Consider the following 26,160-nt stretch of genomic DNA (forward strand, 5'->3'; position numbering starts at 1 on the left):
GAAAGGGTTTCGAACCATGGCCGAACTGACCCTCCCGAAGAACAGCCGCGTGACCCAGGGCAAGACCTACAAGGCCGAGCCGGGGGCGACCCGGGTGAAGAGCTTCAAGGTGTATCGCTGGAACCCCGACGAGGACGCCAATCCTCGCGCCGACACCTATGAGATCGACCTCGACAAGTGCGGGCCGATGGTGCTGGACGCGCTGATCAAGATCAAGAACGAGATCGACCCCACCCTCACCTTCCGCCGCTCCTGCCGCGAGGGGATCTGCGGCTCCTGCGCGATGAACATCGACGGGACCAACACGCTCGCCTGCCTCAAGCCGATCGAGGAGGTGAAGGAGGCGGTGAACATCAACCCGCTGCCGCACATGCCGGTGGTCAAGGACCTCGTGCCGGATCTCAACCAGGCCTATGCGCAGTATCGCTCGATCGAGCCGTGGCTGCAGGCCGAGACGCCGCCGCCGCCGGATGGCGAGCGCAAGCAGAGCGTGGAGGAACGCGCGGAGCTGGACGGGCTGTGGGAGTGCATCCTGTGCTTCTGCTGCACGACCTCCTGCCCGTCCTACTGGTGGAACGGCGACCGCTATCTCGGCCCGGCCGTTCTGATGGCGGCGTATCGGTGGATCGCGGATTCGCGCGACGAGGCGACCGGCAAGCGGCTCGACGCGCTGGAAGATCCGTTCAAGCTCTATCGCTGCCACACGATCATGAACTGCACGCAGACCTGCCCGAAGGGGCTGAACCCGGCGAAGGCGATCGGCAAGATCAAGCAGATGATGGTCGAACGCCAGGGGTAATCTCCGGCGGGCGTTCGGATGCGGGAAGGGCCGGCGGGTTGCGCCGGCCCTTTTTTCATGGCCGGGCGGTCAGCTTCGTTTGCGTTTCGGTGGCTGGTAGTTGATCGAATTCGGGTCGTGGATGGCGGCGATTTCCCATTCCGAGGGCAGCGAATCGGGGTCGAGCCAGCGGCTGCGGCGGAAATCGCGCCGCATCAGCAGGAAGAACGGCGCGGTCAGCAGGAAAATGACCAGGCCGATGACGGCGCCGAAGGCGCGGGCGAACGGATAGACCGCCAGTTCGGCGATGAAGATGACCGCGAGCACGGCATAGGCCGCGACCACGAGGCGGGCGAAGACGTGCCACAGGCGGATCATCACCAGCTTGCCGGAATTGAGCGCCCAGGCCATGAGTACGCCGGCGGCGATCAGCGGAAAGAACATGATCTTGCCGTAGTGGAAATAGGTGGCGGGGGAGGCGTTGCACCAGACCGTCCAGGCATCCAGGGCGGCGATCGCGATGGCGAGGAACCCGGGGATCGGGACGCCGGCCCATCTGGCGTTCGCCGGGATCCCGAAGGGGCGGTTGCCGGGGCGTTCGGTGGTCGGCACGGAGGCATGACGGTGCTTCCCGGTCATCCGCGCGGCAGGCGGATGACGAAGCGGGCGCCGATGACCGCGCCCTCGGGGTCGCGGCGGTTCTCGGCGGTGATGCGGCCCTGATGGGCCTCGACGATCTGCCGGGAGATCGACAGGCCGAGGCCGGAATGGTTGCCGAAGCCCTCGCTCTGCGGGCGCTCGGAGTAGAAGCGGTCGAACACGTGGTCGAGCTTGGCGTCGGGGATGCCGGGGCCCTCGTCCTCGACGGCGAGTTCGACGATGCTGCCGGTGACGCGGCCGCGCAGCCAGATCTTGCCGCGCTGCGGGCTGAAGGAGATCGCGTTGCCGATCAGGTTGCGCAGGACCTGGACCAGCCTTCCCTCGGCGCCGCGGACGACGAGGCCGGTCTTCGGCGCGTCGAGCACCATCACCGGCGCGTCGCCCTCGCGGGTGGACTGGTGGATCTCGGCGAGGGCGGCGAGGATGGGGGCGAGGTCGACCGGCTCCAGCGCGGTGCGCGACATTTCGGAATCGAGGCGCGAGGAATCGCTGATGTCGGAGATCAGCCGGTCGAGCCGGCGGACGTCCTGCGAGATGATGTCGAACAGGCGGGCGGCGCGGGCGGGATCGTCCGTCCGGCGGACGGTCTCGACGGCGGAGCGGATCGAGGAGAGCGGGTTCTTGATCTCGTGCGCGACATCGGCGGCGAAGCGCTCGATCGCGTCCATCCGCGCCCAGAGGGCGTGGGCGGATTCCTCGAGGGCGCGGGCGAGGACGCCGATCTCGTCGTCGCGGGCGGCGATCGGCGGGGGCACCGGCTCGGTCATCGCGCCGCGGCCCTCGCGCAGGCGGCCGGCCGAGGCGGCGAGGCGGAGCAGCGGCGTCGCGATGGTGCGGGCGAGATAGACCGAAAGCAGCACGGTGAGCACCAGGGCGAGCACGAACAGGCCGAGGATCGATACCCGCACGGCGAAGACCGCGCGGTCGACCTCGGTCGCCTCGCGGGTGAGGAGCACGGCGCCGACCGTGTTCTTGGCGCGGACGATGGGTTCGGAGACGGTGATCAGCAGCCGGCCATCGGCGGCGCGGCGGATGAAGGGCGGCGCCGCGTGCGAGGGCTTGGCGCCGGTGAGCTTCAGCACCTCGCGCACGCTGGGCTGCCAGCCGAGGCCGGAGCCGCCCTTGCCGTCCTGCCCGGAGGTGACCTCGGAACTCGGCAGGAAGGCGACGAACTGGTCGTAGAGGAAGCTGACGGCGCGGGCGAAGTCGCCGCGCGGCTGCACCGGCGGCAGCGGCTCGGTCACGATCGCCCCGCCCGGCCCCTGGCGGATGCGCGAATTGGCGATCACCCGTCCATCCGCCCCGTAGACCAGGGCCTGGGCGTTCGGCGTCGGCTCGGTCAGGCGGTAGAGCAGCGGGCGGGCGAGGTCCGGCTTCAGCGAGGGCTGGTCCGACGCGTTGGACTGCACCGCCGATTCGGCGAGCGCGCCGGCATAGATCCGCGCCTGCTCGCGCAGCGCGGTGACCTCGGCGGTGAGCAGGCCGTGCTGGTACTGGTCGAGATAGAGCAGCGCCGCGACGATGAGGGCGAGCGGCAGGGCGTTGACCAGCAGGATGCGCCGCAGCAGCGGCGAGACCCGCCGCCAGCCGCGCCCGCCGGCGGGAAAGGAGGCCGCCGCGGTCATGCTTCCTTGTAGCGGTAGCCGATGCCGTAGAGCGTCTCGATCTGGTCGAACTCGTCATCGACGGCGCGGAACTTGCGGCGCAGGCGCTTGATGTGGCTGTCGATCGTGCGGTCGTCGACATAGACGTTCTCGCCATAGGCGGCGTCGATCAGCTGGTCGCGCGACTTGACCATGCCGGGGCGGGCGGCGAGCGCCTTGACCAGCAGGAACTCGGTGACGGTGAGCTGGATGTCCTGCCCCTTCCAGAGGCACTGGTGCTTGGTTTCGTCGAGCGTGAGGTCGCCGCGGCCGATGACGCCGGTGGGGGCGGCGCCGGACCCCTCGGCGCGGCTGGCCTCGTTGCGGCGCAGCAGGGCGCGGATGCGCTCGAGCAGCAGGCGCTGGCTGAAGGGCTTGGTGATGTAGTCGTCGGCGCCGAGGCGCAGGCCCATCAGCTCGTCGAGCTCGTCGTCCTTGCTGGTGAGGAAGATGACCGGCATGGCCGAGCGGGCGCGCAGGCGCTGGAGCAGCTCCATCCCGTCCATCCGCGGCATCTTGATGTCGAGCACCGCGAGGTCGGCCGGGCGGGTCATCAGCCCCTGGAGGGCGGATTCGCCGTCGGTATAGGTGCGGACGGCGAAGCCCTCCTGCTCGAGGGTCATCTGCACCGATTCGAGGATGTGGCGGTCGTCGTCGACCAGGGCGATCGTCTGTTTCATGGGTTTTGCCTTGCAGCCGTCTTTCGTCGCAGTATCCGGATCTGACGTGACGGGAATATGGCGCCGATGCAAGAGCCCAGGGACATCCAGAACGACATCCACCGCGAGGCGCGGCTGCTGCTGCGGGCGGCGCGGGTGGGCAGCCTCGCGGTGATCGAGGACGAGTATCCGGCGATCGCCCTCGTCACCCCGGCGGTGACGCCGGAGGGCGACGTGGTGGTGCTGCTCTCGCAGCTTTCGGCACATACCAGGGCGCTGGACCGCGATCCGCGCTGCGCGCTGATGGTCAGCGGGCCGCCGGCGGAGGCGAATCCGCAGACCAGCCCGCGCCTGTCGCTGGTGTGCGACGCGGCGCGCTCGGACGCGCCGGAGGACCGCGAGCGCTACCTCGCCATCCACCCCTATGCGCGCGGCTACGCGGGGTTCACGGATTTCGGGATCTACCGGCTGAGCCCGGTGGGCGCGCGGTTCGTCGGCGGATTCGCGCGGGCGGCGACGCTCGATGTCGAGCGGCTGGCGCCAAGGACGGCGGCGTTGCAGGACCAGGCGGCGTGCCGCGCGGCGATGGCGGCGGCGAATGACGGGCTCGGCGCGCGCCTCGACGAGGTGGCGGCGCGGCACGGCGGCAGCGGCAGCGGCTGGCGGATGGTGGCGCTCGACCCCGACGGGTTCGATCTCGGGCGCGAGGACATCGTGCTGCGCGTCGCCTTCGGGCGGATGTTGCGGGTTTATGAAGATGCGCTCACGAATTTGGCAGACGGCGCGACGCATGGTTGAGTTTCGCTGAGCGCGGTCGAATTTTCGCTTTTCGGGTTTGGAAAAACCCGTAAGGGACGGCATATAGCGAAAATCGAACATGAAGTCGAAGCCAAGAAAGACCAGAGCCGTGACGCCAAACCCGACGAATCCCGACTCCGAGGCCGCCCGACAGGCGGCCATCCTGGCCCCGGCGGGCATTGCCCGCGCCGCCGCCCTGCACGCGAACCTGACCGCCCCCGCCCTCGTCACCCACGCGCTGCGCCGCGGCGAAGGCCGGCTTTCCGCCGATGGCGCGCTGATGGTGCAGACCGGCGTGCATACCGGCCGCTCGGTCGCCGACAAGTTCGTGGTGGACGAGCCGCAGACCAGCGCCGATGTCTGGTGGGGGAGCGTGAACCAGAAGCTCTCCGCCGCGCATTACGCGACGCTGCGCGGCCGGGTGCAGGCCTTCCTGCAGGGGCGCGAGCTGTTCACCCAGGACCTGTTCGCGGGCGCCGATCCGAAAAACCGCATCCGGGTGCGCCTCGTCACCACCAACGCCTGGCAGGCGCTGTTCGCGCGGAACATGTTCATCCGCCCGGCCGCGGCGGAGCTGGACGGGTTCGAACCGGATTTCGTGATCCTGCACGCGCCGGAATTCGAGGCCGACCCGGCGGTGGACGGGGTGCGCTCCTCGACCGCGATCGCGCTGTCCTTCGCGGAGCGGCGGATCGTCATCGCCGGGACGCAATATGCCGGCGAGATCAAGAAATCGATCTTCACGGTGATGAACTGGCTGCTGCCCGAACGCGGCGTGCTGCCGATGCATTGCAGCGCCAATATCGGCCGGGACGACGACGTCGCCCTGTTCTTCGGCCTGTCGGGCACCGGCAAGACCACCCTCTCCTCCGACCCGGCGCGCCGGCTGATCGGCGATGACGAGCATGGCTGGGGGCCGGATGGCGTGTTCAACTTCGAGGGCGGCTGCTACGCCAAGGTGATCGACCTCTCGGCCGAGGCGGAGCCGGAGATCTTCGCCGCGAGCCACCGCTTCGGCACCGTGCTGGAGAACGTGGTGGCGGACGCGCAGGGGGTGGTGGACCTCGCCGACCGCAGCCTGACCGAGAACACCCGCTCGTGCTACCCGATCGAGTTCATCCCCAATGTCGAGCCGACCGGGCGGGGCGGGATGCCGCGCAACGTGGTGATGCTGACGGCGGATGCGTTCGGGGTGCTGCCGCCGATCGCGAAGCTGACGCCGGCGCAGGCGATGTATCACTTCCTCTCCGGCTACACGGCGAAGGTGGCGGGCACCGAGAAGGGGCTGGGCCGCGAGCCGCAGGCGACCTTCTCGACCTGTTTCGGCGCGCCGTTCCTGCCGCGGCCGCCGCGGGTCTATGGCGAGCTGCTGGCGAAGCTGATCGCCGAGCATGGCGTCTCGTGCTGGCTGGTGAACACGGGCTGGACCGGCGGGGCGTTCGGGACCGGGCGGCGGATGTCGATCCGGCATACGCGCGCGCTGCTGAACGCGGCACTTTCGGGCGCGCTGGAGGGCACGAGCTTCCATCCGGACCGGGCGTTCGGGCTGATGATTCCCGATGCGGTCGAGGGCGTGCCGTCGGCGGTGCTGGACCCGCGCGAGGCCTGGGCCGACAAGGCCGCCTATGACCGGCAGGCGGCGGAGCTGGTGGCGCGGTTCGAGGAGAACTTCAAGCGCTTCGCCGAGACGGTGGACGACGAGATCCGCAACGCGGCGATCCGCCCGGCGGCCTGACGCCGCCGCCCGCCGACACCGACGAAAACGCCGCCCCGGGGAGCCTCGGGGCGGCGTTTGTTCGTTTTTTTTATCTGTCGCTTCGGCGCCCCGCGCGGGGCGCCGCGCGGATCAGTTGTTGTGCTGGGCCTGGGCCGGCGCGGCCGGGGCGGCGTGGCCGGTCTTGAACTGGGTGCCGTAGGCGTTGTTGATCTTCTGCACGAGCTGGTCGTGGGTGTTGCCGAAGGTGGCGGCGTTCGCGGCGACCGGGGCGATGGCGCCGAGGGCGGCGATGAGGGCGATGGCGCGGGTCAGCTTGTTCATGGGAGTCTTCCTTTATGCTTTCGTGTTCAGGCTTGTCATCCCGGAGCGGCGCTCCGTCTGACCGTCCATATGGCACATTTGCTGCGGTGCAATAACGGGTTGGGTACACCTATCACCTATACGGCAGCGGCATGAAACCGGCGGCGGGGCGGCCGGCCCCGTCCGTCTCCGTATGGGTGACGGCGCGGCGTTTTTGGCCTTATTCTGCGCGCCATGACGATCGACGAGCAGCTTCTCGCCTGGGCGCCGGAATTTTCCGCCTGGCGCCGCGATTTCCACGCGCATCCCGAACTCGGCTACCAGGAGCGCCGCACCGCGGCGCTGGTGGCGGAGCGGCTGGCGGCGTTCGGCCTGGAGGTGACGACCGGGGTGGGCGGCACCGGGGTGGTCGGCACGCTGCGGGCGGGGTCGGGGAACCGGGCCATCGCGCTGCGCGCCGACATGGACGCGCTGCCGATCGAGGAGGCGGGCGACGCGCCCTGGCGCTCGACCACGCCGGGGACGATGCATGCCTGCGGGCATGACGGGCACACCACGATGCTGCTCGCCGCGGCGCGCTACCTCGCGGCGACGCGGCGGTTTTCCGGGACGATCCATTTCATCTTCCAGCCCGCCGAGGAGGGCGGCGCCGGGGCGCGGGCGATGCTGGAGGACGGGCTGCTGGAGCGGTTCCCGTTCGATTCGGTGTTCGGCGCGCATAACGACCCGCTGCTGCCGGCGGGGGTGGTCTCGGCCTCGCCGGGGACGGTGAACGCGGCGTCGGACACGCTGCGGATCCGGCTGACCGGCAAGGGCGGGCACGCGGCGCGGCCGCACCAGGCGATCGACCCGATCGTCGCCGGGGCGCAGATCGTGGTCGGGTTGCAGAGCCTGGTGGCGCGGCGGGTGGCGCCGCTCGATTCGGCGGTGGTCTCGGTCTGCACCTTCCACGCCGGCAGCGCCAACAACGTGATTCCCGAGGTGGCGACCCTGTCGGGCACGGTGCGCACGCTGATGCCGCACGTGCAGGACCAGATGGCGCGCGACATTCCGGGCCTGGTGGCCGAACTCGCCGCCGCCGCGGGGGTGGCGGCGGAGGTCGGCTACGAGCGGGGCTATCCGCCGGTGGTCAACGATGCCGGCGCCGCCGCGTCCTTCGCCGAGGCGGCGCGGGGGGTGGTGGGCGCGGCGCAGGTGCGGACCACCATGCCGGCCTCGATGGGCGGGGAGGATTTCGCCTTCTACGCGCTGGAACGGCCGGGCTGCTTCTTCCGCATCGGCCAGGCGGACGGCGAGCGCGGCTCGGTGCCGCTGCATCATCCGCGCTACGACTTCAACGACGCGATCATCCCGCTCGGGGCGGCGCTGTTCGCCGCGATCGCCGCGCGGGAACTGCCGGCTTGAACCTGCTCGGGCCCGGGCTGAACGCCTTCCTGCTCGGGTTTCCGGCGCTGCTGTCGATCGTCAATCCGCTGGCCGGGGCGATCATCTTCAACGAGATCACCGGCAATGCGAGCCGGCCGGTGCGGGCGACGCTGGCGCGCAAGGTGGGGATGAACAGCGCCGCGGTGATGCTCGTCTCGCTCTGGGCGGGCAGCTATATCCTGAGCTTCTTCGGCATCACGCTGAACGCGCTGCGGCTGGCCGGCGGCGCGGTGGTGGCGAGCCGGGCGTTCCAGATGCTGAACGCGCCGGAGGTGACCGAGGCGCGCAAGCAGGCGCAGGCGGCGAGTTCGCTGCCGGCGCCGGACCAGGACCCGGACGAGATCGCCTCGATGGCGTTCTTTCCGCTCACCCTGCCCTTCACCACCGGGCCGGGGACCATCGCCGTCGCGGTGACGCTGGGGACGGAACGGGGCGCCTTCGGCACGCCGCTCGGCGCGTTCTACGCCGGCATGTCGCTCGCGGCGGTGGCGATCGCGGCGATCACCTGGGTGAGCTATGCGGCGGCCGACCGGCTGGACGTGATCCTCGGCGCGACCGGGCGGCGGGTGCTGTCGCGGCTGGCGGCGTTCATCCTGCTCGGGATCGGCGTGCAGATCATGCTGTCCGGCGCCATTCCGGTGCTGCACCAGGCGCTGGCCGGGTGAGCGCCTGAGCGGGCGCCGGCGCGCAAGGGGGGCGGGCCGGGAACGGCCCCTGCGAAAAACGCAGAACTGCGGCAGTGGCACTTACTCGTAACGCACCTTATCATCTCGGCTGCTATGTCCCAGTTGCCCGCCGAACCCGACCTGCTGCTGCTGCTGCACGATGTGGCGCGGCTGCTGCGGCTTGAAATCGACCGCCGCGCGAGGCTGCACGGCATGAACCGCGCGCAATGGGCGATGCTGATCAAGCTCGCCCGGCATCCGGGCCTGTCGCAGAAGGATCTCGCCGAGTTGCTGGAGGTGGAGCCGATGAGCGTCGCGCGGCTGACCGACCGGCTGGCGGCGCGCAACCTGGTGGAGCGGCGGGCCGACCCGCGCGACCGGCGGATCTGGCGGCTGCACCTGACCGAGGCGGCGCGGCCGCTGCTCGCCGAGATCGAGGCCCAGCGCGGCGCGGTCGCGGCGCTGATCGGCAGCGGGCTCGCGCCGGAGACGATGGATACGCTGGTCGGGGAGCTGCTGCGGATCAAGACGACGCTGCTCGGCGCCGGGCGCTGCGGCGGCGCGGCACATGACGAAACGGGAGCGTGCGCGGCGGCGCCGGGCGGGATGGCCGCCGCTTCCGGCGACGATACCACGGCACAAGCCGAACAGGAGATGGTCTGATGTCCCAAACGAGTACCGCAACCGGCCCCGTGGCCCGCGAAGCCGAGATGCGCCAGGAGGCGACGAGGGGACGCAGCCGCTCCGGGCGGATGCTGCGCCCGTTGCTGATGATCGGCGGCGTGCTGGTGATCCTCGGCGCGATCCTGGTCTACTGGCTGCTGAGCGGCGGCACGGTGAACGTGACCGATACCTATGTGCGGGCGGCGCGGGTCGCGCTGTCGACCGACGTGTCGGGCCTCGTCGAGACGGTCGATGTCCATGACAACCAGCAGGTGAAGAAGGGGCAGGTGCTGTTCACCCTCGACCCGTCGCGCTTCAGGGTGGCGATCGCCCAGGCGAAGGCGAACCTCGCCGAGGTGGGCCAGGAGATCGAGGCGACGCGGGCCGGCTATCGCGCCGAGATCGCGAAGATCCGCACCCAGCAGTCGGTGGTGGACAACGACAGGCTGAACTTCGCGCGCTACGCGGCGCTGGTGCACACCGGCGGCGTGACGCGCACCGCCTATGACGATGCGAAATACAAGCTCCAGGGCGACGAGGCGACGCTCGCCTCGATGACGGCGCAGGCGGGCGTCGATCTCGCGAAACTGTCGGGCAACCCGAAGATCAAGATCGGGGATACGCCGCAATACAAGGCGGCGAAGGCGGCGCTGGCCACCGCCGAGCTGAACTACCGCCACTCGATCGTGCGCGCGCCCTTCGCCGGGGTGGTGACGGAGACCGACAAGCTGGAGCCGGGCATGTTCCTGCCGGCCGGCACCTCGGCCTTCGCGCTGGTCTCGACCAGCGATGTGTGGATCCGCTCGCAGCCGAAGGAGACCTCGCTGACCTGGGTGAAGCCGGGCGACAAGGTGAAGGTGCATGTCGACGCCTATCCGGGGCAGACCTGGCAGGGCGTGGTCGCCAGCATCTCGCCGGCCAGCGGGTCGAGCTTCTCGATCCTGCCGGCGGAGAATTCCTCGGGCAACTGGGTGAAGGTGGTGCAGCGCATTCCGCTGCGGGTGAACATCACCGGCGGGCCGAAGGACCTCGTGCTGCGCAACGGCATGACCGCCGAGATCACCATCACCACCGGGCACCAGAACCGGCTTTCGGACCTGTTCTGAGCCGGGATGCGGCGGGAGCGCTGAACCATGGCCGGGCCGGCTTCGCACGAGGAGGAAATGCAGCTCAGCGGGCTGCCGCGGGCGATCGTCACGGTCGGCTGCATGATCGGCACGCTGATGCAGGCGCTGGACGCGACCATCGCCAACGTCTCGCTGCCCTACATGCAGGGCTCGCTCTCGGCCTCGTATGACGAGATCACCTGGGTCCTGACCTCCTACGTCATCGCCGCCGCGATCATGACCGCGCCGGTCGGCTGGCTGGCCGCGCAGTATGGGCGGAAGAACATCTTCCTGATCTCGCTGGTGGGCTTCACCGTCAGCTCGATGATGTGCGGCGTCGCCACCTCGCTCGGCGAGATGGTGATGGACCGGCTGCTGCAGGGCGTGTTCGGCGCCGCGCTGGTGCCGCTCAGCCAGTCCACCATGCTGGACATCTACCCGGTCGAGAAGCGCGGCTCGGCGATGGCGATCTGGGGCGTCGGCGTCATGATCGGGCCGATCCTGGGGCCGACGCTGGGCGGCTATCTCACCTATTTCTACAACTGGCGCTACGTGTTCTTCGTCAACGTGCCGTTCGGCATCGCCGCGGTGCTGGCCCTCGGCGCGTTCATGCCGAAGCGGGCGCGGCGGCCGGCGAGCGGGCAGTTCGACTGGATCGGCTTCGCCGTGCTGTCGCTCTTCCTCGGCTCGCTGCAGATCATGCTCGACCGCGGGCAGGAGAAGGACTGGTTCGGCTCGCCGGAGATCGTCACCTTCGCGGTGCTGGCGGTGATCGGGCTCTATCTGTTCATCGTCCACATGATGACGGCGAAGAACCCGTTCATCCCGCGCGGGGTGTTCGCCGACCGCAACCTCAATGCCGGGCTGATCACCATGTTCGCGGTGGGCTCGGTGCTGCTCTCGTCGGCGACGCTGATGCCGCCCTTCCTCGAGAAGCTCGGCAACTACCCGGTGGAGACGGCGGGGCTGGTGATGGCGCCGCGCGGCATCGGCACGATGGGGGCGATGATGCTGGCGGGGCGGCTGTCGAACCGGATCGACCCGCGCGCGCTGATGGCGGCGGGCTTCGCGCTGCTCGTCGTCTCGTTCTGGATGATGATGCAGTGGCTGCCCTCCTCGCCGCAGTCTTACATGATCGAGACGCTGATCGTGCAGGGAATGGGGCTCGGCTTCGTGTTCACCCCGCTGCAGGTCGTCGCCTTCTACACGCTGCCGCAGGCGCTGCGCACCCAGGGCACCTCGCTGCTCAGCCTGATGCGCAATATCGGCATGGCGGTGGGCATTTCCGTCACCGAGGCGGTGCAGGTGCAGATGGCGCAGGTGAACCACGCCACGCTCGCCGACCACGTGACGCCGTTCAGCCGCAACCTGCAGGTGGGCGGCGCGGTCTCGCGCCTGCTCGACCCGATGACCCATGCCGGGGCGGCGCTGCTGAACGCGACACTCGACCAGCAGGCGCAGATCATCTCCTTCATCGACGCGTTCAAGTTCATGATGGTCATCAGCATCCCGACCATGCTGTGCCTGCTGCTGATGCGCCGCCCGCCGCAGGCCGCCATGGCCGCGAAGGCGGAGAAGCCGGAAATGGCGGTCATGGAGTGATTTTGCGCCTCCACCCGCCCGCGCGGCGGGGGAGGCGCGAAATCACTTGGTGCCGAAGAGACGGTCGCCGGCGTCGCCGAGGCCGGGGCGGATATAGGCGTGCTCGTCGAGCTGCCGGTCGATCGCCGCGGTGTAGACCGGCACGTCCGGATGGGCGGCGTGCAGGGCGGCGATGCCTTCCGGGGCGGCGATGAGGCAGACGAACTTGATCGCCCCCGCCCCTGCCCGCTTCAGCCTGGTGACCGCCGCCGCCGCCGAATGGCCGGTGGCGAGCATCGGGTCGACCACCACGGTCAGGCGCTGGTCCATGTCGTCCGGGACCTTGAAGTAGTATTCGATCGGCTCGTGCGAGAGCGGGTCGCGGTAGAGGCCGACATGGCCGATGCGGGCCGAGGGTACGAGATCGACCATGCCGTCGAGAATGCCGTTGCCGGCGCGCAGGATCGAGATGAAACAGAGTTTCTTGCCGGAGACCTGGCGGGCCGTCATCGGCTCCAGCGGGGTTTCGATATGGACCGGCTCGGTCGGCAGGTCGCGCAGCACCTCGTAGCCCATCAGCAGGCTGATCTCGCGGACGAGGCGGCGGAAATCGCCCGTCGGCGTCGCCGCGGCGCGCAGCAGGGTGAGCTTGTGCGCGACCAGCGGGTGATCGACCACCATGACGTTGTCCGGCATTGCCTGCATCCCGATCTCCTGTCGCCCCGAGGTTCAGCGCCGGCGCGCGGCCGCCCGGGGTTTCGCGGCCGCCGCCTTCCTTACGGCGGCGGGCTTCGCCGGGGAAGCTTTCGCGCCGGTCGGCCTTGCCGCGGCGGCCTTCACGGCGCGCGCGGGTTTGGCGCCGGGGCGCGGCGACGGCGCCTCGGGCACGATGTCGCGGCCGGCGACGCGGGCCATCTCGGCGCGGAAATCGCGCAGGTATTGCGCGAGATCGAGATTCGCGACCGCATAGGCGCGGGCGGTTTCGCCGAGGCGGGCGGCGAGGTCGCGCTCCTCCAGCATACGGAGCACGGCGTCGGCCACCGAATCGGGGTCGAGATTCGCGGCGACCAGGCCGGTTTCGCCATCGGCGATGAATTCGGTGACGGTCGGCGTGTCGCCGCCGACGATCGGCGCGCCGACCGCCATCGCCTCGCGCAGGCTCCAGGAGGCGACGAAGGGGTAGGACAGGTAGACATGCGCGTCCGACCGGCGGAGCAGGGCGATATGGTCCTCGTATTCGACGCGGCCGAGGAAATGCACGCGCGAAAGGTCGATCCGGCCGGCGAGTTCCTGCATCATCACGCCGCGCCAGTTGCCCTGCGGCGGCGGCGCGCCGTAGCTGATCTCGTCGCCGCCGACGAGGGAGACCACCACGTCGCTGCGGGCGGCGAGGATGCGCGGCAGGGCGCGCATGAAGGTGTGGAAGCCGCGATAGGGTTCGAGGTTGCGGGCGACATAGGTGATGAGCTTCTGCCGCGGCGCGACGCTGAGCGGGCCGACCTTCAGGGTGCGGCGGCGCAAGGCGGGATCGGGGCGGCAGATGCCGAGATCGACCCCCTCGCGGACGATGGAGAGCCGGCCGTGCATCCACGCGGGATAGGTGCTGCGCTGCCATTCGGTCGGCGTCTGGCCGTGCTGGCCGAGGGCGAAGGCGAGGTGGTTCACCCCGTTCTTCGCCCGCACCGCGCCGAAGCGCTCGGGCGGCATCGGGAATTCGGGATCGTAGTTCACGTCCGTCCCGTCGATCCGGTAGTAGAACTCGAAATAGCCGAGGATCGGCACGCCGGGAAACACGTCGCACAGGTTGAGCATCTCGCCCCAGCCGTGATGGCCGACGATGATGTCCGGCCGGAAGCCGAGGGCGCGGATCTGCATCGCCCCGGCATAGCCGGCCTCGGCGCGGCGCATCGCCATGTCGTATTCGCGGGCGGCGGGGTGGACGCCGTCCGGCACGCGGGGTGGCGCCGCGTAGGTGACCTTGCGCACGCCGGGAATGGCGTTGCGGTTCGGCTCGGTCATGAACACGATCTCGTGCCCGCCCTCGGCCAGCAGGTCGCGCACGATGTGCAGGTACTGGCCCGGAAAGTTCTGGTGGACGAAGAGGAACTTCACGGCGCGCCCCGGCTCAGCGGCGGCCGCGGGGGGCGGGTTTCGCCGCCGCGCGCGGCAGCAGGGTGACGCGCATCGACTCCAGCGCGGCCAGGCTCTCGGACTCGCAGGTTTCGTCGTTGCCGACCGGGCGGGTCTTCGAACCGTCGATGAAGGTTGCCTCGCAGCGCAGGTCGAACCGCTTCGCCGCCTCGCCCTGCAGGCGGACGCGGAAGCCGAGCAGCGGCAGCGCCATGCCGCGGCTGCCGCAATAGTGCCCGGCCTCGACCCAGGGGGAGAGCCAGCCGCGGCCGAGCACCGCCTGGTAGGTGAGGTCGGCCGGGTCGATGCCCTCGGGGGCGGCGATGGCGATGCCCTCGATCCAGTGGCCGGACCCGGCTTCGCCCAGCCAGTCGCCGAAGCGGGCGCCGACATCGCCGCGGGTCTGGATATGGGCGAGCAGGTCCATCCGCACCGGGGCGGCGGGGGCGGCGGCGACCGGGACGGCGGCCGGCGGCGGGACCGGCGGGGCGGCGGGCGCGCCGGTGGCGGCGGCGAGGCGGAGCACCTGCAGGCGGGGCGCCGAATCGGCCTGGCCGGGAAGCTGATAGACCGTCACCATCACCCGGGCGGGGCCGCGGGCGACGCGGACCAGCGCGGCATCGCCCAGGCCGGAGAGCCAGCCATCCGGGCGGAAGGCGAGGATCTCGACGCTGTCGGGCGCGAGCGGCGGCGGCGAGACGCGCACGCCGGGCAGGCCGCCGCGCTGCGCCGCCACGGGATTCGCCTCGTTGACGATGCAGAACAGGCCGGCATCGAGCGTCATCATGTGGGCGGAGACCTTCAGCTCCTCGACGCCGGCGGCCTTCGCGGCGGCCTGCGCCGGGGCGGCGGCCGGCGGCGGCGCGACAGGGCGGGCCGCGGCGGGACGGGACGCGGCGCGGGTCGGGGTCTTGCGGGCGGGGGCCGGGGTCTTGGCCATGGGGCGTGTCTCCATTGTCAGGCGGGGGAAAGGGATGCGGCCGTCAGGGCCGGAGGACGGGCGGCGGGCGCGGGCGGTTGCCAGGCGAGCAGGATGTCGTTGATGCGGGCCGGCGGCAGGCCGAGGGGCAGGACGTCACCCCGCCGGGTCGCGCGGATGCGGGCGGCCGGGGCGCCGATGTCGAAACCGAGGACGTAGAGCCCGGCGCGCCAGAGCTCGCCGAGGGCGAAGCACCAGGTTTCCGGCCAGATCGAGGGCAGGAAGCCGAGGGCGGCGCCGGCGCCGCGCAGCAGGGCCTGGGCCTCGCCCTCCTCGTAGGCGCCGGTGACGCGGACGCGGCCGGTGGCGATCAGCGCGGCATCGTCCTCGCTGGTGCCGGCGAGGACGAAGGAGAGCGGCAGGGCGCGGGCGGCGGCATCGCGCGCGCAGGCGAGCAGGACGTCGAACCCCTTGGCGGGGCCGATGCCGCCGGCGAGCGCGATCCGGCGGGGCGCGCCGGGCGCGGGCGGGCGGGGCGGCGGCAGGTCGCCATCGTCCTCCCAGGGGGTGACGGCGACGGCGAGGCCGGGGAAATGGCGGCGCAGGCGGGCGGCGGCGTCGGCCGAGGGGGCGGTGACGCGGCGGGCGGCGGCGAAGGCGGCGGCGGAGCGGGCGCGCAGGGCGGCGGGCGCGATCGGGTCGGCCAAGGCGCTGCCGGCGGCGGCGAGGCAGGTTTCGCAGCCGTCGATGCCGGGTTCGCCGCAATAGCGCCGGGCCGGGCCGATCAGGTTCACCCGCTTGCAGAAATGGGCGTAGTCGTGGACCACGTGATCCGCCGGGACGCCGAGCCGGGCCGGCAGGGTGTGGATCGCCGGGTCGTGGCCGAGCGTGTGGTGGAACTCGACATGGCGCACCCGCTCGCGCCGGAGCAGGGCGACGAGGGCGCGCATCCCGGTGCGGGGATCGAACACGAGGTTGGGGAACGGTTCGGCGCCGCCATCGGCGAGGCGGGCGGGGCCGGTGCCGGCGATCGAGCCGTCCGCGCGGATCAGGTCGGGGCTGAGCAGGATCGGCCGCAGCCCGGCTTCCCGCAGCGCCGCCATCCGCGCCGCGACGACGCGGGCGATGCCGCCGCCGTGGTCATGCGCGACGAGGGCGACCGCGCCGTGGCGGACGCGGCCGGCGGCGAAGCGGGCAAGGTCGAGCCGGCGGCGGGCGTCGCGCAGCGGATCGGCCTCGTGATGGGCGGCGATGAGGGCGGCGTAGCCGGGATGCCGGCGTTCGAGGACGGCGAGGTTGCGGGCGCAGAGCGCGGCGGTGGTGGCGCCGAAGGAGGCGCCGCCGCGATGGGCGACGAAGATGCCGGGCGCGCCGGCATGGCGCCAGCCGGCCAGGGCGGCGCGGCGGCACCAGTCGTTCTCCTCGCCGTAGCCCTGGGCGAAGAGCGCGGCGTCGAACCCGCCGATGGCGTCGAGCGCGTCGTGCCGGATCGCCATGCAGAAGCCGATCGCGGTCGGGACGTCGACCAGGGCGGCGCCGTTGACGCGGCGGGCCAGCGCGTCGAGCCGGGTGGTGGCGGCGAGGTCCGGCGCGGGGTTGCCGCCCTGGCGGGCCGGGTAGCTCATGATCGTCGCCTCGTTCGAGAGCGGGGTGACGCTGGCGATGTCGGGCGCGCGGTAGAGGGCGGCGTGCAGCCGGGCGGGGGCGCGCGGCGGCAGCAGGATGTCGGCGTTGAGCAGCAGGATGTCGCAGCCGGGGACGAGGCGGCGGGCGGCGGCGATGCCGGCGTTGGCGGCGGCGGGGAAGCCGCGGTTGCGGCGGTGGCGGCGGAGCGCGATACGCCCGGCCGCGGCCGCTTCATCGAGCAGGCGGACGAGGGCGGGCTCGGGCGAGGCATCGTCCACCACCACCAGCGGGCAGCGCGGGGCGGCGCGGCGGAAGGAGGCGATGGCATCCGCCGTCGCCGCCGCGTCGCGATAGGCGGGCATGACGGCGCAGAGCGGGGCGCGCGGCGGCAGGACGGGGCGGCGGCGGCGGATGCGGGCCGGCTTCAGCGCGGCGAGGGCGGCGGGGTCGATCGGCGTGCCGGCGAGGGCGGCGCCGGACGCGGTTTCGAGGATGAAGGGCGGGACGAGACCGGCGAGGCGCGCCGGGCCGATGCGGAAGCCGTGGCGCTCGACGAAGGGCCGCTGGTCGGACGGGCCGAGGCGGCGGCGCGGGGTGAGGGCGCGGCGGGTGCCGGCGCGGTCGACCAGGGTGAGGCGCGGCACCCGCCAAGGGGCGGCGGGATGGGCGACCCAGCCCTCGATCCCCTGCCCCGCCGGCATGGCGATGCCGTCGTGATGGCGGATCGCGGCGAGGTCGGGCGCGCCGAGCAGATTCGCGCCGTGCGGACCGTCGCCGACGCGCCGGCCCTCGGCGATGCCGCGCCAGCCGGCGAACCCGGCGGCGCGGGCGATGGCGGTGGCGAGGGTTTCGAACCGGCCGCCATCGTCGAGCGCCGGCGGAACCTCGTGGCGGGCGAGGAGTTCGGCGAGAGCGGCGGCGGCCTCGTCATGCGCGCCGGCGGCATGGCGCAGGCGGGCGAGCGCGATCCAGGCCCCGGCATGGTCGAAGCGGGTGGCGATGTCGGCGAGGGCGGCGGCGGCCTCGGGATCGCCGGTCGCGGCGCGCAGGAGGGCGCGCTCGTAACGCGGGCGGCCGTCATCCGGCGCGAGGCGGCAGACGCGGTCGAGCCAGAACGCCGCCTCCGCCGGATCGCCGGCGGCGATGGCGAGGCGGGCGCGGCGCCAGGCGTCCACCGCTTCGTCGTTGCGGCGGTCGCGCACGCGCGCGAAGGCGGCGTCAGTCCCCGGCGGCACGGCTGGCGGCGGGTTCCGGCCCGGCGGCAAGGTCGACAAGGTCGGACCGCGCCTCCTCGACGCCCTGGGCGAGGGCGCGGCGGAGCCAGGTTTCGGCCTCCGCCGGCTCCGGCGGGCCGGCCAGCCCCTTGCGCAGCCAGCGGCCGAGCATGAGCTGGGCGAGCGGGTGGTTCGCCTCGGCGGCGCGGCGATACCAGTGCAGCGCCGCCGCGCGGTCGACCGGAATGTCGTGCCCGCCGCCATGCAGGGCGCCGAGGGCAAACATGGCGCCGGGATGGCCGGTTTCGGCGACGCGGAGGAAGAGATCGCGCGCGCCCGCATGGTCGCGCGCGGTGCCGCGGCCATGCAGCTTCATCTCGGCCTGGAGCGCCAGGGCGTCGGTCATGCCGGTGTCGGCGGCGCGGCTGATCCAGCCATAGGCGGCCTCGGGATCGGCGGGAACGCCCCTGCCCTCCAGCAGCATGCGGCCATACCAGTACTGCGCGTTGACGATGTTTTCGGCGGCGCGGCGCAGCCACATCGCCCCCTTCGCCTCGTCGCGCGCGACGCCGATGCCCTCGGTGAGGCAGACGGCGTAGTTGAAGGCGCCGATCGCGTCGCCGGAGCCCGCCGCGCGCTCGAACCATTCGTGGATCGGCAGGCCATCGACCGAGGCGCTGCGGACCTGGCGGTGGAGGATGAGGTTGGCGAGGTTGGCCTGGGCGGCGGCATCGCCCCCGCTGGCGGCGCGGGCGAGCCAGCGCGCCGCCTCGTCGGCATCGCGCACGACGCCGGCGCCGGTGAGGTAGAGCATGCCGAGGGCGCGGGCGGCGGTGCGGTGGCCGGCCTCGGCCGCGGCGCGGAACCAGATCGCCGCCTCGGCATAGTTCGGCGGCAGGTCGCCGCCGCGGGCGTAGAGATCGCCGACCAGGGCGGCGGCCTCGGGATCGCCGGCGACGGCGGCGCGGCGGAGCCAGGATTCGCCCTCGACCGGGTCCGGCGCGCAGCCGCTGCCGGCGAGCAGCATGGCGCCGAGCTTCGCCTGGGCGTTGCGGATGCCGTGGATCGCCGCCTTGCGGTAGTGCATCAGGGCGCGCGACGGGTCGGGCAGGACGCCGACCGCCTGCTCGTGGATGACGCCGAGCAGGAAATGCGCGGTGGGCAGGCCGGCCTCGGCGGCGCGCTCGATCGGGGCCATCGCCTCGATCGTCTTTTCCGCCGTGTCGGCGCGGGACATCAGCAGCATGCCGAGGCCGAGATGGCCCTGCGGCCAGTCCTGCGCGGCGGACCTGCGGTACCAGTCGAGCGCGGCATCGCGGTCGAGAATGCCCTCGGGGCCGTTGGCGAGGATGAAGCCGAGCAGGGACTGGCCGTCCGCCGAGCCGGAGTCCGCCGCCTTGCGGGCCCAGGCCAGGGCCGCCGGATAGTCGGCGCCGGGGGCGTCATCGGCGGCCCAGTGATCGTCCGGGAACAGGCCGGGGCCGGACGCGGCGGCGCGCAGCCCCTGCAGGTGCAGGCTGGCGAGGCGGCACTGGCTCGGCACGTGGCCGGCCTCGGCCGCGGCGCGGAACCAGCGCGCGGCCTCGGCCGGGTTGCGCGGGAACAGGGTGCCGGCGAGATAGGCGTGCGCCACCTCGTTCTGCGCCTCGACGAGTCCGGCGGCGGCGGCGACGCTGTAGAGCCGCGCCGCCCGCGCCCGCGCGCCGGCGGCGGCGAGGCGCCGCGCCCGGCGGAGGGCCCTGGGCGGCGAAAGCGCCGCCAGATGGTCCAGCAGTCGCATCGGCGCGGGATGCCCCCCTCAGGGCTCGCGCATGCTGTCGGTCGCGACCGGCAGCAGCTTGGTCATGAAATAGGAGAGGATGGTGCGCCGGCCGGTCTTGATGTCGGCGGTGAGCGGCATGCCGGGGGTGAGGCGGAAGCTGGGCGGCACGCCGTGCAGCATCAGCCTGTCGATCGAGATGCGGGCCTTGTAGTAGAGGCCGCGCGGCCGGTTGGGCAGCGGCGAGGCGCCCTCCGCCGGCGGCTGGTCGGAGCTGAAACTGTCGGCGCTGACCGAACGGAGCGTGCCGCGGGCGGTGCCGTAGCGCAGGTAATCGAAGGTGGCGAATTTCACCGTGACCGGATCGCCGACATGGACATGGCCGGATTCGGCGCCGCTGATATCGGCCTCGACCTCGAGCGGGGCGTCCAGCGGCACCAGGGTGATGAACTTGGCCCCCGACCGCAGCACCGAGCCGACCGAGACATGGGCGACGGTGAGCACGATGGCGTCGCGCGGCGCGCGCATCACCACGAGCTGGCTCTGCAGCCGCGCCTTGGCGAGGTCCTGCTCGGTGGCGATCAGCTTGCTGTCGGTCTCGGCGAGTTTCTCCCCGACATCGGCGATCCATTTCTTTTCATAGGCGTCGCGCTCGGCCTGCTGGGCGGCGAGGTCGCGCTCGCCGGCGGCGGCGGTGGCCAGCGCGCTGGAGAGCGAACTGGACACGGTCAGCCGGTCGTTCCGGGCAAGCAGGGAGTTGAGCTTGCTGCCGACCTGCATGCGCTGGAGCTGGTCGCGCATGTGCTCGACATCCTTCGCCACGCCGACCTGCTTGCGGTAGAACCCCGCCTCGCTGTCGCTCTTGGCGATGATCATGCGCAGCTCGGCGATCTTCTGGTCGTAATTCTCGATCGTGTAGATGCGCTCGGCCTTGCGGCTCTGGAAGATCGCGGCCTGGAGACGCTGCGCCGCGTTGGGATGCGCCGGCGCGTAGGTGGTGCCGCCCGCCTCGGCGGCGAGACGGTCGCGCCGGGCGGCGAGCTGGATCACCTCGGCGCTCAGCGCGCGCAGATTGGCGCTGGCGAAGGTGGGGTTCAGCTTCGCCAGGATCTCGCCCTTGTGGACGATCTCGCCCTCGTGGACGTCGATCGCCTGGACGATCGAGGTGTCGAAGGGCTGGAGCAGGACGTTCGGGGCGGTGGAGACCAGCCGGCCCGGCGCCGAGACCACCTTGGGGATGCGCACGACGGCCGCGACGGCGATCAGCGTCGCCACCAGGGCGGTGACGAGCAGCATGGTGTAGCGCGAGACGATCGACACCGGCGTCGCGATCACCGCCGCCGTCGGCGACTGGAATTCCAGCAGCGGCAGCGGCAGGTCCGACAGCGAGGCGGGATCGGCCAGGGCGAGGCTGCCGCCGGAGGGCGGCAGCCGGTCAGTCGCCTTGCGCGAGGGTCGGGGTCGGCGCATGGCGGCCTCCTTCGGGATTCATGTGGCGGTTCTGCTGGAGCCAGAGATGGCGGTAGATCGGGCAACGCTCGACGAGATCGGCGTGCCGGCCGATATCGACGACACGGCCGGCATCCATGACCAGGATCATGTCGCAGTCGACCAGCGAGGCGAGACGGTGGGAGACGATCACCATCGTCCGGCCGCGGGCGATGCGCAGCAGGTTGGCGTTGATCAGCGCCTCGCTTTCGGGGTCGAGCGCGCTCGTCGCCTCGTCGAGGATGAGCAGGCGGGGATCGGCGATCAGGGCGCGGGCGATGGCGAGGCGCTGCTTCTGGCCGCCCGAGAGGTTGGGCGAGCCCTCCTCGACGAAGGTTTCGTAGCCCTGGGGCAGGCGCTCGATGAATTCCTCCGCGCCGGCGAGGCGGGCGGCGCGGATCGCATCCTCGAAGGTGAGGCCGGGACGGCCGGCGATGATGTTGTCGCGCACCGAGCCGCGGAAGAGGAAATTGTCCTGCAGGACGACGCCGAAGCTCTTGCGCAGATGACGGAGATTGATCTCGCGCAGTTCGGTGTTGTCGATCTTCACGGCGCCGAGATAGTCGCGGTTGATGCCCTGGAGCAGGCGCGTGATGGTCGACTTGCCCGAGCCGGAACGGCCGACGATGCCGAGCATGGTGCCCTCGGGGATCGAGAAGCTGACCTTGTTCAGCGCCGGCGTCTTGCCGCCCTCGTAGGTGAAGGTGACCTCCTCGAAGGCGACGGCGCCGCGGAAGGCGGGGCGCAGGCCGGTGTTCATCGCGCGGCGCTCGGTCGGCCGGTTCAGCACCTCGCCGACGATGCCGACGGCGGCGCGGGCCTCCTGCGCGTCCTGCACGAGGCGGGCGAAGGAGATCAGCGGGCCGGCGACGCGGCCGCCGAGCAGCATGAAGCCGACCAGCGAGCCGGCGGCGAGCGGGTTCTGCGAGGTGAGCGCGACATAGCCGCCGAGCAGCAGCACGCCGATCGTCGCGTAGCGCTCGAGCGGCAGCGACAGCACCTGCGGCCAGGCGGAGAGCCGGCCCATCTCGAGATTGAGCTGGCTGGTGAGCGCCACCCGGCCGTCCCAGTCATCGGAGCGGACCTTCTCGAGCGCCAGCGCCTTGACCGTGCGCACGCCGTAGAGGCTTTCGACCAGCACCGCGCCCTTCCGGCTCTCGGCCTCGATGATGCGGCCGGTCAGCCGGGCGAGCGCGGGCAGGAAGGCGGTGATGATGACGGCGATGGTGGCCGAGGCGATCAGCACCGTCCAGGCGAGGAAGGCGTTGAGGTAGAACAGGATCGGCAGGACCAGGGCGATCATGAAGATGTTGATGAAGGTGGTCAGCAGCCGGCCGGTGATGAAGTCGCGCACGCGGTAGATCTGGCCGACCTTGTAGCCGATCTGGCCGGCCTGGTTGCGCTCGAAGAACTCGATCGGGATCGTCATCAGCCGGTCGAAGATCATCAGGTTCAGCCGGGCGTCGAGCCTGGTGGAGAGCATCACCAGCATCATCTGCCGGCCCCAGGTGAGCACCGCCTCCCAGAGGATGGCGATGACGAAGACGATCGAGATCAGCGCCAGCGTGTTCATCGCGTGGTACTCGATCACCGAGTTGAGCACGACCATGACCAGCAGCGCCGGGATCACCTGCAGCACGGTGAGCGTGACCGAGCTGATCGCGATGTCGCGCAGGATGCGCTTCTCGCGCCAGACCATGCGGAAGAGGAGCGCGAAGTTGAAGACCGGCTCGGCATCGTCCTCGCCGCGCTCGCCGCGGACGAGGAGCACCGTGCCGTCCCACAGCTGGCCGAGCTGCAGCTCGTCGACCGGGACGGGCGCGGTGCCCTGCGGGGCGCGGGGGTCGCGCAGGAACACGACGGCGCGCTCGCGGTCGGCGGCGACCATGATCGCCGCGCCGCCATCCTTCAGCAGCAGGATGACCGGCGCCGTCGTCTCGATCTTGAGGAGCTGGCGGAAATTGACGCGGATCGCGCGGGCCCAGAGCCCGGCATCGCGCGTCCATTCGACGAGACCGGCGGAGGATGGCGGCGCGCCGCCGCCCTCCTTGCGCAGGAGTTCAGGATCGAGGTCGATTCCGTGGAACCGGGCCGCGGCCCTGACCGCCAGCACGCGCACGTGAAGCTCCCTGCCGCCATCCGGCGCGGCATCCACCGGCTCGATTGTCTCGCTCATCAGACAAGATCTTTCCCCGTTGCGATAGATCTTTCGTCCGGGGCGCGCCTGCCGGTCTGCCACGCCGTGAACCGGCGCCGCGGGGTGCCAAAACCGCACCCGGTTACGAAATCAAATATCAAATCAAACATTCAACACTCCGTTAGCACATGTGCGGACGCTTTTTCCATAGATTTGAACCCGCCGCGAAACGGGTCTTGCGTTTCGGCCCCGGCGGTGCTGGATCAGGCAGCGATCTGCCAAGGAGCACGCGACCATGGATATCCGCCCCGCCGCCCCGGAAGACCTGCCCGCCTGCCAGGCGATCTATGCCCATCACGTGCTGGAGGGGACCGGAACGTTCGACGAGGTGCCGCCCTCCCTCGAAGCGCTGACGGCGCGGTTTCGCGAGGTCACCGGCGCGGGACGCGCCTGGGTGGTCGCCGCCGATGCGACGGGCATTCTCGGCTTCGCCTATTTCGACCAGTACCGCGCCCGCTCGGCCTACCGGTTCACCGCCGAGGACAGCGTCTATGTGCGCGAGGACGTGCGCGGCCAGGGGGTGGGCAAGGCGCTGGTCGCGCGGCTGCTCGACGAGGCGCGCGCCGCCGGATTCCGGGAGATGCTCGCCGTGATCGGCGATTCGGAGAATGTCGGCTCGATCGGGGTGCATGCCAGTCTCGGTTTCCAGCGGGTGGGGACGCTCCGCGATGTGGGGTTCAAGTTCGGCCGCTGGATCGACGTGGTGATCATGCAGCGCCATCTCGGCGGCCAGGGTTGAGGACGGTCAGGCGGCGATCTTGAGGGACTCCACGGATTCCTCCAGTTCCTGGAAGGTCGGCATGAACAGGTTGGGCACCATCTTGCGGCCGACCTCGACGCTGACCTGCGGCGCGTTGCCGTGCAGATGCGCGACCAGCACCGCGCGGATCACCTCGAAATAACGGGAATCCTCCTCGACCACGCCGCGCAGCCGCACCGAGAGCGGCCCCACCACGCCATAGGCGAGCAGCACGCCGAGGAAGGTGCCGGTCAGCGCCTCGCCGATCATTTCGCCGAGCACGGCGGGCGGCTGGCTGATATGCGCCATCGTCTTGATCACGCCGAGCACCGCGGCGACGATGCCGAGCGCGGGCAGGCCGTCCGCCATCGTCTGCAGCGTGTGGGCGCCGTGCAGCTCCTCGGCCAGGGTCTTGCGCAGTTCGCGGGCCATCACGTCCTCGATCTGGTGCGGATCGTCGGCGTTCATGCCGACCATCCGCAGATAGTCGCAGATGATCGCGGTGGCTTCCTCGTTCTTGAGGATGGCCGGGAAGTGCTTGAAGACCGGGCTTTCCTCCGGACGCTCGATATGCGGCTCCAGCGCCATGGCGCCGCGCGTCGCGGCGAGGCGGACAAGGTAGAACAGCAGGCACAGCAGGTCAGTGTAGTCGGCCTTCTTGAAGGCGCCGCCGCGCAGCACCTTCTTGAAGCCGGCCAGCGTGTGCTTGATGTCGTGCATCGAGTTGCCGGCCACGAAGGTGCCGACCGCGGCGCCGCCGATCGTGATGAGTTCGAAGGGCATCGATTTCAGCAGCGGACCGATCGCCCCGCCCGTCACGATAAAGACGCCGAACACGCAGACGAGCAGGAATGCAACGCCTCCCAAAGTGAGCATATTTCACCGAAATCTCAGAACATTGCATCTCCGTTCGGGTCATGGCGCCTTGGCACCATCTGTTTTGACCCCTTCCGGCAGTGCCGGACGCACCACCAGTATTCCCACCCGCCGATTGGCTGCCGCCAGCGGATTGGATGGGATGAGCAGCTTGCGGTCGGCATAGCCGCTCACGCGCGCGATCAGCCGCTTCGGAAAGCCGGCCTTGACCAGGACCGCGCGCGTCGCGTTCGCGCGCTCGACGGACAGGTCCCAGTTGTCCTTGGGACCGGCGACATAGGGCCGGGCATCGGTGTAGCCGGCGATGCGGATCCGGTCGCCCAGCCGGGACAGGATCGGCGCGATCTTGGTGAGCAGTTCCAGCGTCATCGGGTTCGGCCGGGCCGAGCCGAGCGCGAACATCGGCCGCTTGTGCGCGTCCATGATCTGGATGCGCAGGCCCCGCGGCGTGACGTGGACGCTGACCTGTTTCGAGAGCGACGCCAGATCCGGGTCCTGCGCCATCATCTGCCGGATCTCGGAGCCCGCCGTCCTGAAGCGGGCTTCGCCGAGATTGCCGGGGGCGAGGCCGCCGATGGCGCCGCCGGTGCCGGCGGCGGCCTTCTCGCCGGACGGCGCGGACCGCGCCCCGGCGGCGGGCGAAGCGGGCTTCTGCAACTCGGGCGCGGGCTTCGGCGCCGCGTTCGACGCGGTGGCGCCGGAGGCACGCGGCTTGTGGCCGGCGCCGGGCGAGGTGTTCACCATGTCGTTTCCGGTGGGATGATCCGGGCGGATCTGCTGGCCCTGCGGCGTGTGCGGCACCTCGTAGGAGACCGGGTTGTGGCCGACGGTGACGCGCACCGCCCCGCGATCCGACGAGAGGGCGCCCTTGTCGAACGGGGTGCTGCCGCCGAACGGCTTGCCCTCGCCGGAGGCGGCGCGGTTGAGCACGTTGGCCTGGCTGAAATAGTCGGCGAGGCCGACGCGCTGCGCCTCGGTCGTCGCGTTGATCAGCCACATCAGCAGGAAGAAGGCCATCATCGCGGTCACGAAGTCGGCATAGGCGACCTTCCAGGCGCCGCCGTGATGGCCGCCCTCGACGATCTCCTCGCGGCGGATGATCAGGTTGACCGCCTGATCGCCCCCCTTGCCGCCCTTCTTCTTGCGCTGCGCCATGAACCCCTTGCCACCTTTCGGGGCGGAGTATCGGGGGTGGGGGTTAAAAAAGGCTGAATCGG

General features: G+C 71.1%; 22 protein-coding genes. 9 read left to right on the plus strand and 13 right to left on the minus strand.

Features of this window, described 5'->3' with window-relative positions; all coding sequences use genetic code 11:
• Positions 1-16: 16 nt before the first annotated feature.
• A complete protein-coding gene (locus tag ACMV_RS10565) occupies positions 17-799 on the plus strand; it encodes a succinate dehydrogenase iron-sulfur subunit (RefSeq protein ID WP_013640436.1) in 783 nt (260 codons plus the stop codon).
• Positions 800-868: 69 nt separating this feature from the next.
• Here ACMV_RS10565 and ACMV_RS10570 read toward each other — a convergent pair whose 3' ends face one another.
• Genes ACMV_RS10570 through ACMV_RS10580 form a run of 3 tightly spaced genes read right to left on the minus strand, consistent with a single transcriptional unit; the run spans position 869 to position 3,761 of the window.
• Positions 869-1,390 (minus strand): hypothetical protein, encoded by a 522-nt coding sequence (locus tag ACMV_RS10570; RefSeq protein ID WP_231844390.1) that lies wholly within the window; start codon positions 1,388-1,390, stop codon positions 869-871.
• 23 nt (positions 1,391-1,413) lie between these two features.
• Positions 1,414-3,063 carry a stimulus-sensing domain-containing protein gene (locus ACMV_RS10575; protein ID WP_013640438.1) on the minus strand — a complete coding sequence of 550 codons (1,650 nt, stop codon included), beginning with the start codon at positions 3,061-3,063 and terminating at the stop codon, positions 1,414-1,416.
• The gene (locus ACMV_RS10580; RefSeq protein ID WP_007422574.1) at positions 3,060-3,761 is read right to left on the minus strand and encodes a response regulator transcription factor; all 702 of its coding nucleotides are present in this window, start codon (positions 3,759-3,761) and stop codon (positions 3,060-3,062) included. The genes ACMV_RS10575 and ACMV_RS10580 overlap by 4 nt, the downstream gene beginning before the upstream one ends.
• Before the next feature lie 66 nt (positions 3,762-3,827).
• Here ACMV_RS10580 and ACMV_RS10585 point away from each other — a divergent pair, with 66 nt between their 5' ends.
• A complete protein-coding gene (locus ACMV_RS10585; protein WP_231844391.1) occupies positions 3,828-4,538 on the plus strand; it encodes a HugZ family pyridoxamine 5'-phosphate oxidase in 711 nt (236 codons plus the stop codon).
• Between the two features lie 79 nt (positions 4,539-4,617).
• Positions 4,618-6,273 (plus strand): phosphoenolpyruvate carboxykinase, encoded by a 1,656-nt coding sequence (locus tag ACMV_RS10590; protein WP_012039696.1) that lies wholly within the window; start codon positions 4,618-4,620, stop codon positions 6,271-6,273.
• 111 nt (positions 6,274-6,384) lie between these two features.
• On the opposite strand, the gene ACMV_RS10595 is transcribed toward ACMV_RS10590, so the two are convergent.
• Entirely contained in the window at positions 6,385-6,576 is a 192-nt protein-coding gene (locus ACMV_RS10595; RefSeq protein WP_013640440.1) for a hypothetical protein, read from the minus strand.
• Positions 6,577-6,789: 213 nt separating this feature from the next.
• Between ACMV_RS10595 and ACMV_RS10600 the strand changes: the two genes are divergently transcribed.
• The 5 genes from ACMV_RS10600 to ACMV_RS10620 all read left to right on the plus strand — a co-directional run bounded on the left by ACMV_RS10600 (position 6,790) and on the right by ACMV_RS10620 (position 12,016).
• Positions 6,790-7,959: an amidohydrolase gene (locus ACMV_RS10600; RefSeq protein ID WP_007422576.1), complete on the plus strand. Its 1,170-nt coding sequence runs from the start codon at positions 6,790-6,792 to the stop codon at positions 7,957-7,959.
• The gene (locus ACMV_RS10605; protein WP_012039698.1) at positions 7,956-8,645 is read left to right on the plus strand and encodes a MarC family protein; all 690 of its coding nucleotides are present in this window, start codon (positions 7,956-7,958) and stop codon (positions 8,643-8,645) included. The genes ACMV_RS10600 and ACMV_RS10605 overlap by 4 nt, the downstream gene beginning before the upstream one ends.
• A gap of 114 nt (positions 8,646-8,759) precedes the next feature.
• The gene (locus ACMV_RS10610) at positions 8,760-9,308 is read left to right on the plus strand and encodes a MarR family winged helix-turn-helix transcriptional regulator (RefSeq protein ID WP_013640441.1); all 549 of its coding nucleotides are present in this window, start codon (positions 8,760-8,762) and stop codon (positions 9,306-9,308) included.
• On the plus strand, positions 9,308-10,414 hold the full coding sequence (locus ACMV_RS10615) for an HlyD family secretion protein (protein ID WP_012039699.1): 1,107 nt from the start codon (positions 9,308-9,310) through the stop codon (positions 10,412-10,414). Before ACMV_RS10610 ends, ACMV_RS10615 begins: the two co-directional genes overlap by 1 nt.
• Before the next feature lie 27 nt (positions 10,415-10,441).
• Positions 10,442-12,016 (plus strand): DHA2 family efflux MFS transporter permease subunit, encoded by a 1,575-nt coding sequence (locus ACMV_RS10620; RefSeq protein ID WP_007422580.1) that lies wholly within the window; start codon positions 10,442-10,444, stop codon positions 12,014-12,016.
• Positions 12,017-12,058: 42 nt separating this feature from the next.
• Here the strand turns inward: ACMV_RS10620 and upp are convergent, their stop codons facing one another.
• Genes upp through ACMV_RS10655 form a run of 7 tightly spaced genes read right to left on the minus strand, consistent with a single transcriptional unit; the run spans position 12,059 to position 23,307 of the window.
• On the minus strand, positions 12,059-12,700 hold the full coding sequence (upp, locus tag ACMV_RS10625; protein WP_007422581.1) for a uracil phosphoribosyltransferase: 642 nt from the start codon (positions 12,698-12,700) through the stop codon (positions 12,059-12,061).
• Between the two features lie 24 nt (positions 12,701-12,724).
• Complete coding sequence (locus tag ACMV_RS10630; protein WP_013640443.1) at positions 12,725-14,107, minus strand: glycosyltransferase; 1,383 nt, start codon at positions 14,105-14,107, stop codon at positions 12,725-12,727.
• 13 nt (positions 14,108-14,120) lie between these two features.
• A complete protein-coding gene (locus ACMV_RS10635; protein ID WP_013640444.1) occupies positions 14,121-15,065 on the minus strand; it encodes a hypothetical protein in 945 nt (314 codons plus the stop codon).
• 17 nt (positions 15,066-15,082) lie between these two features.
• Complete coding sequence (locus tag ACMV_RS21830) at positions 15,083-17,944, minus strand: glycosyltransferase (protein WP_041665035.1); 2,862 nt, start codon at positions 17,942-17,944, stop codon at positions 15,083-15,085.
• Positions 17,889-19,664 (minus strand): tetratricopeptide repeat protein, encoded by a 1,776-nt coding sequence (locus ACMV_RS10645; RefSeq protein WP_013640446.1) that lies wholly within the window; start codon positions 19,662-19,664, stop codon positions 17,889-17,891. Before ACMV_RS10645 ends, ACMV_RS21830 begins: the two co-directional genes overlap by 56 nt.
• 18 nt (positions 19,665-19,682) lie before the next feature.
• Positions 19,683-21,113, minus strand: a complete 1,431-nt coding sequence (locus ACMV_RS10650) for an HlyD family type I secretion periplasmic adaptor subunit (protein WP_007423898.1) — start codon at positions 21,111-21,113, stop codon at positions 19,683-19,685.
• Positions 21,079-23,307 (minus strand): peptidase domain-containing ABC transporter, encoded by a 2,229-nt coding sequence (locus tag ACMV_RS10655; protein WP_013640447.1) that lies wholly within the window; start codon positions 23,305-23,307, stop codon positions 21,079-21,081. Before ACMV_RS10655 ends, ACMV_RS10650 begins: the two co-directional genes overlap by 35 nt.
• A gap of 256 nt (positions 23,308-23,563) precedes the next feature.
• Between ACMV_RS10655 and ACMV_RS10660 the strand changes: the two genes are divergently transcribed.
• Positions 23,564-24,067, plus strand: coding sequence for a GNAT family N-acetyltransferase (locus ACMV_RS10660; RefSeq protein ID WP_007423896.1), 504 nt, complete (start codon positions 23,564-23,566; stop codon positions 24,065-24,067).
• Between the two features lie 6 nt (positions 24,068-24,073).
• Here ACMV_RS10660 and motA read toward each other — a convergent pair whose 3' ends face one another.
• A complete protein-coding gene (gene motA, locus ACMV_RS10665; RefSeq protein WP_007423895.1) occupies positions 24,074-24,943 on the minus strand; it encodes a flagellar motor stator protein MotA in 870 nt (289 codons plus the stop codon).
• 39 nt (positions 24,944-24,982) lie between these two features.
• On the minus strand, positions 24,983-26,098 hold the full coding sequence (locus tag ACMV_RS10670; RefSeq protein ID WP_007423894.1) for a flagellar motor protein MotB: 1,116 nt from the start codon (positions 26,096-26,098) through the stop codon (positions 24,983-24,985).
• Between the last annotated feature and the right edge of the window lie 62 nt (positions 26,099-26,160).

Source organism: Acidiphilium multivorum AIU301 (assembly GCF_000202835.1).
Lineage (GTDB): Bacteria > Pseudomonadota > Alphaproteobacteria > Acetobacterales > Acetobacteraceae > Acidiphilium > Acidiphilium multivorum.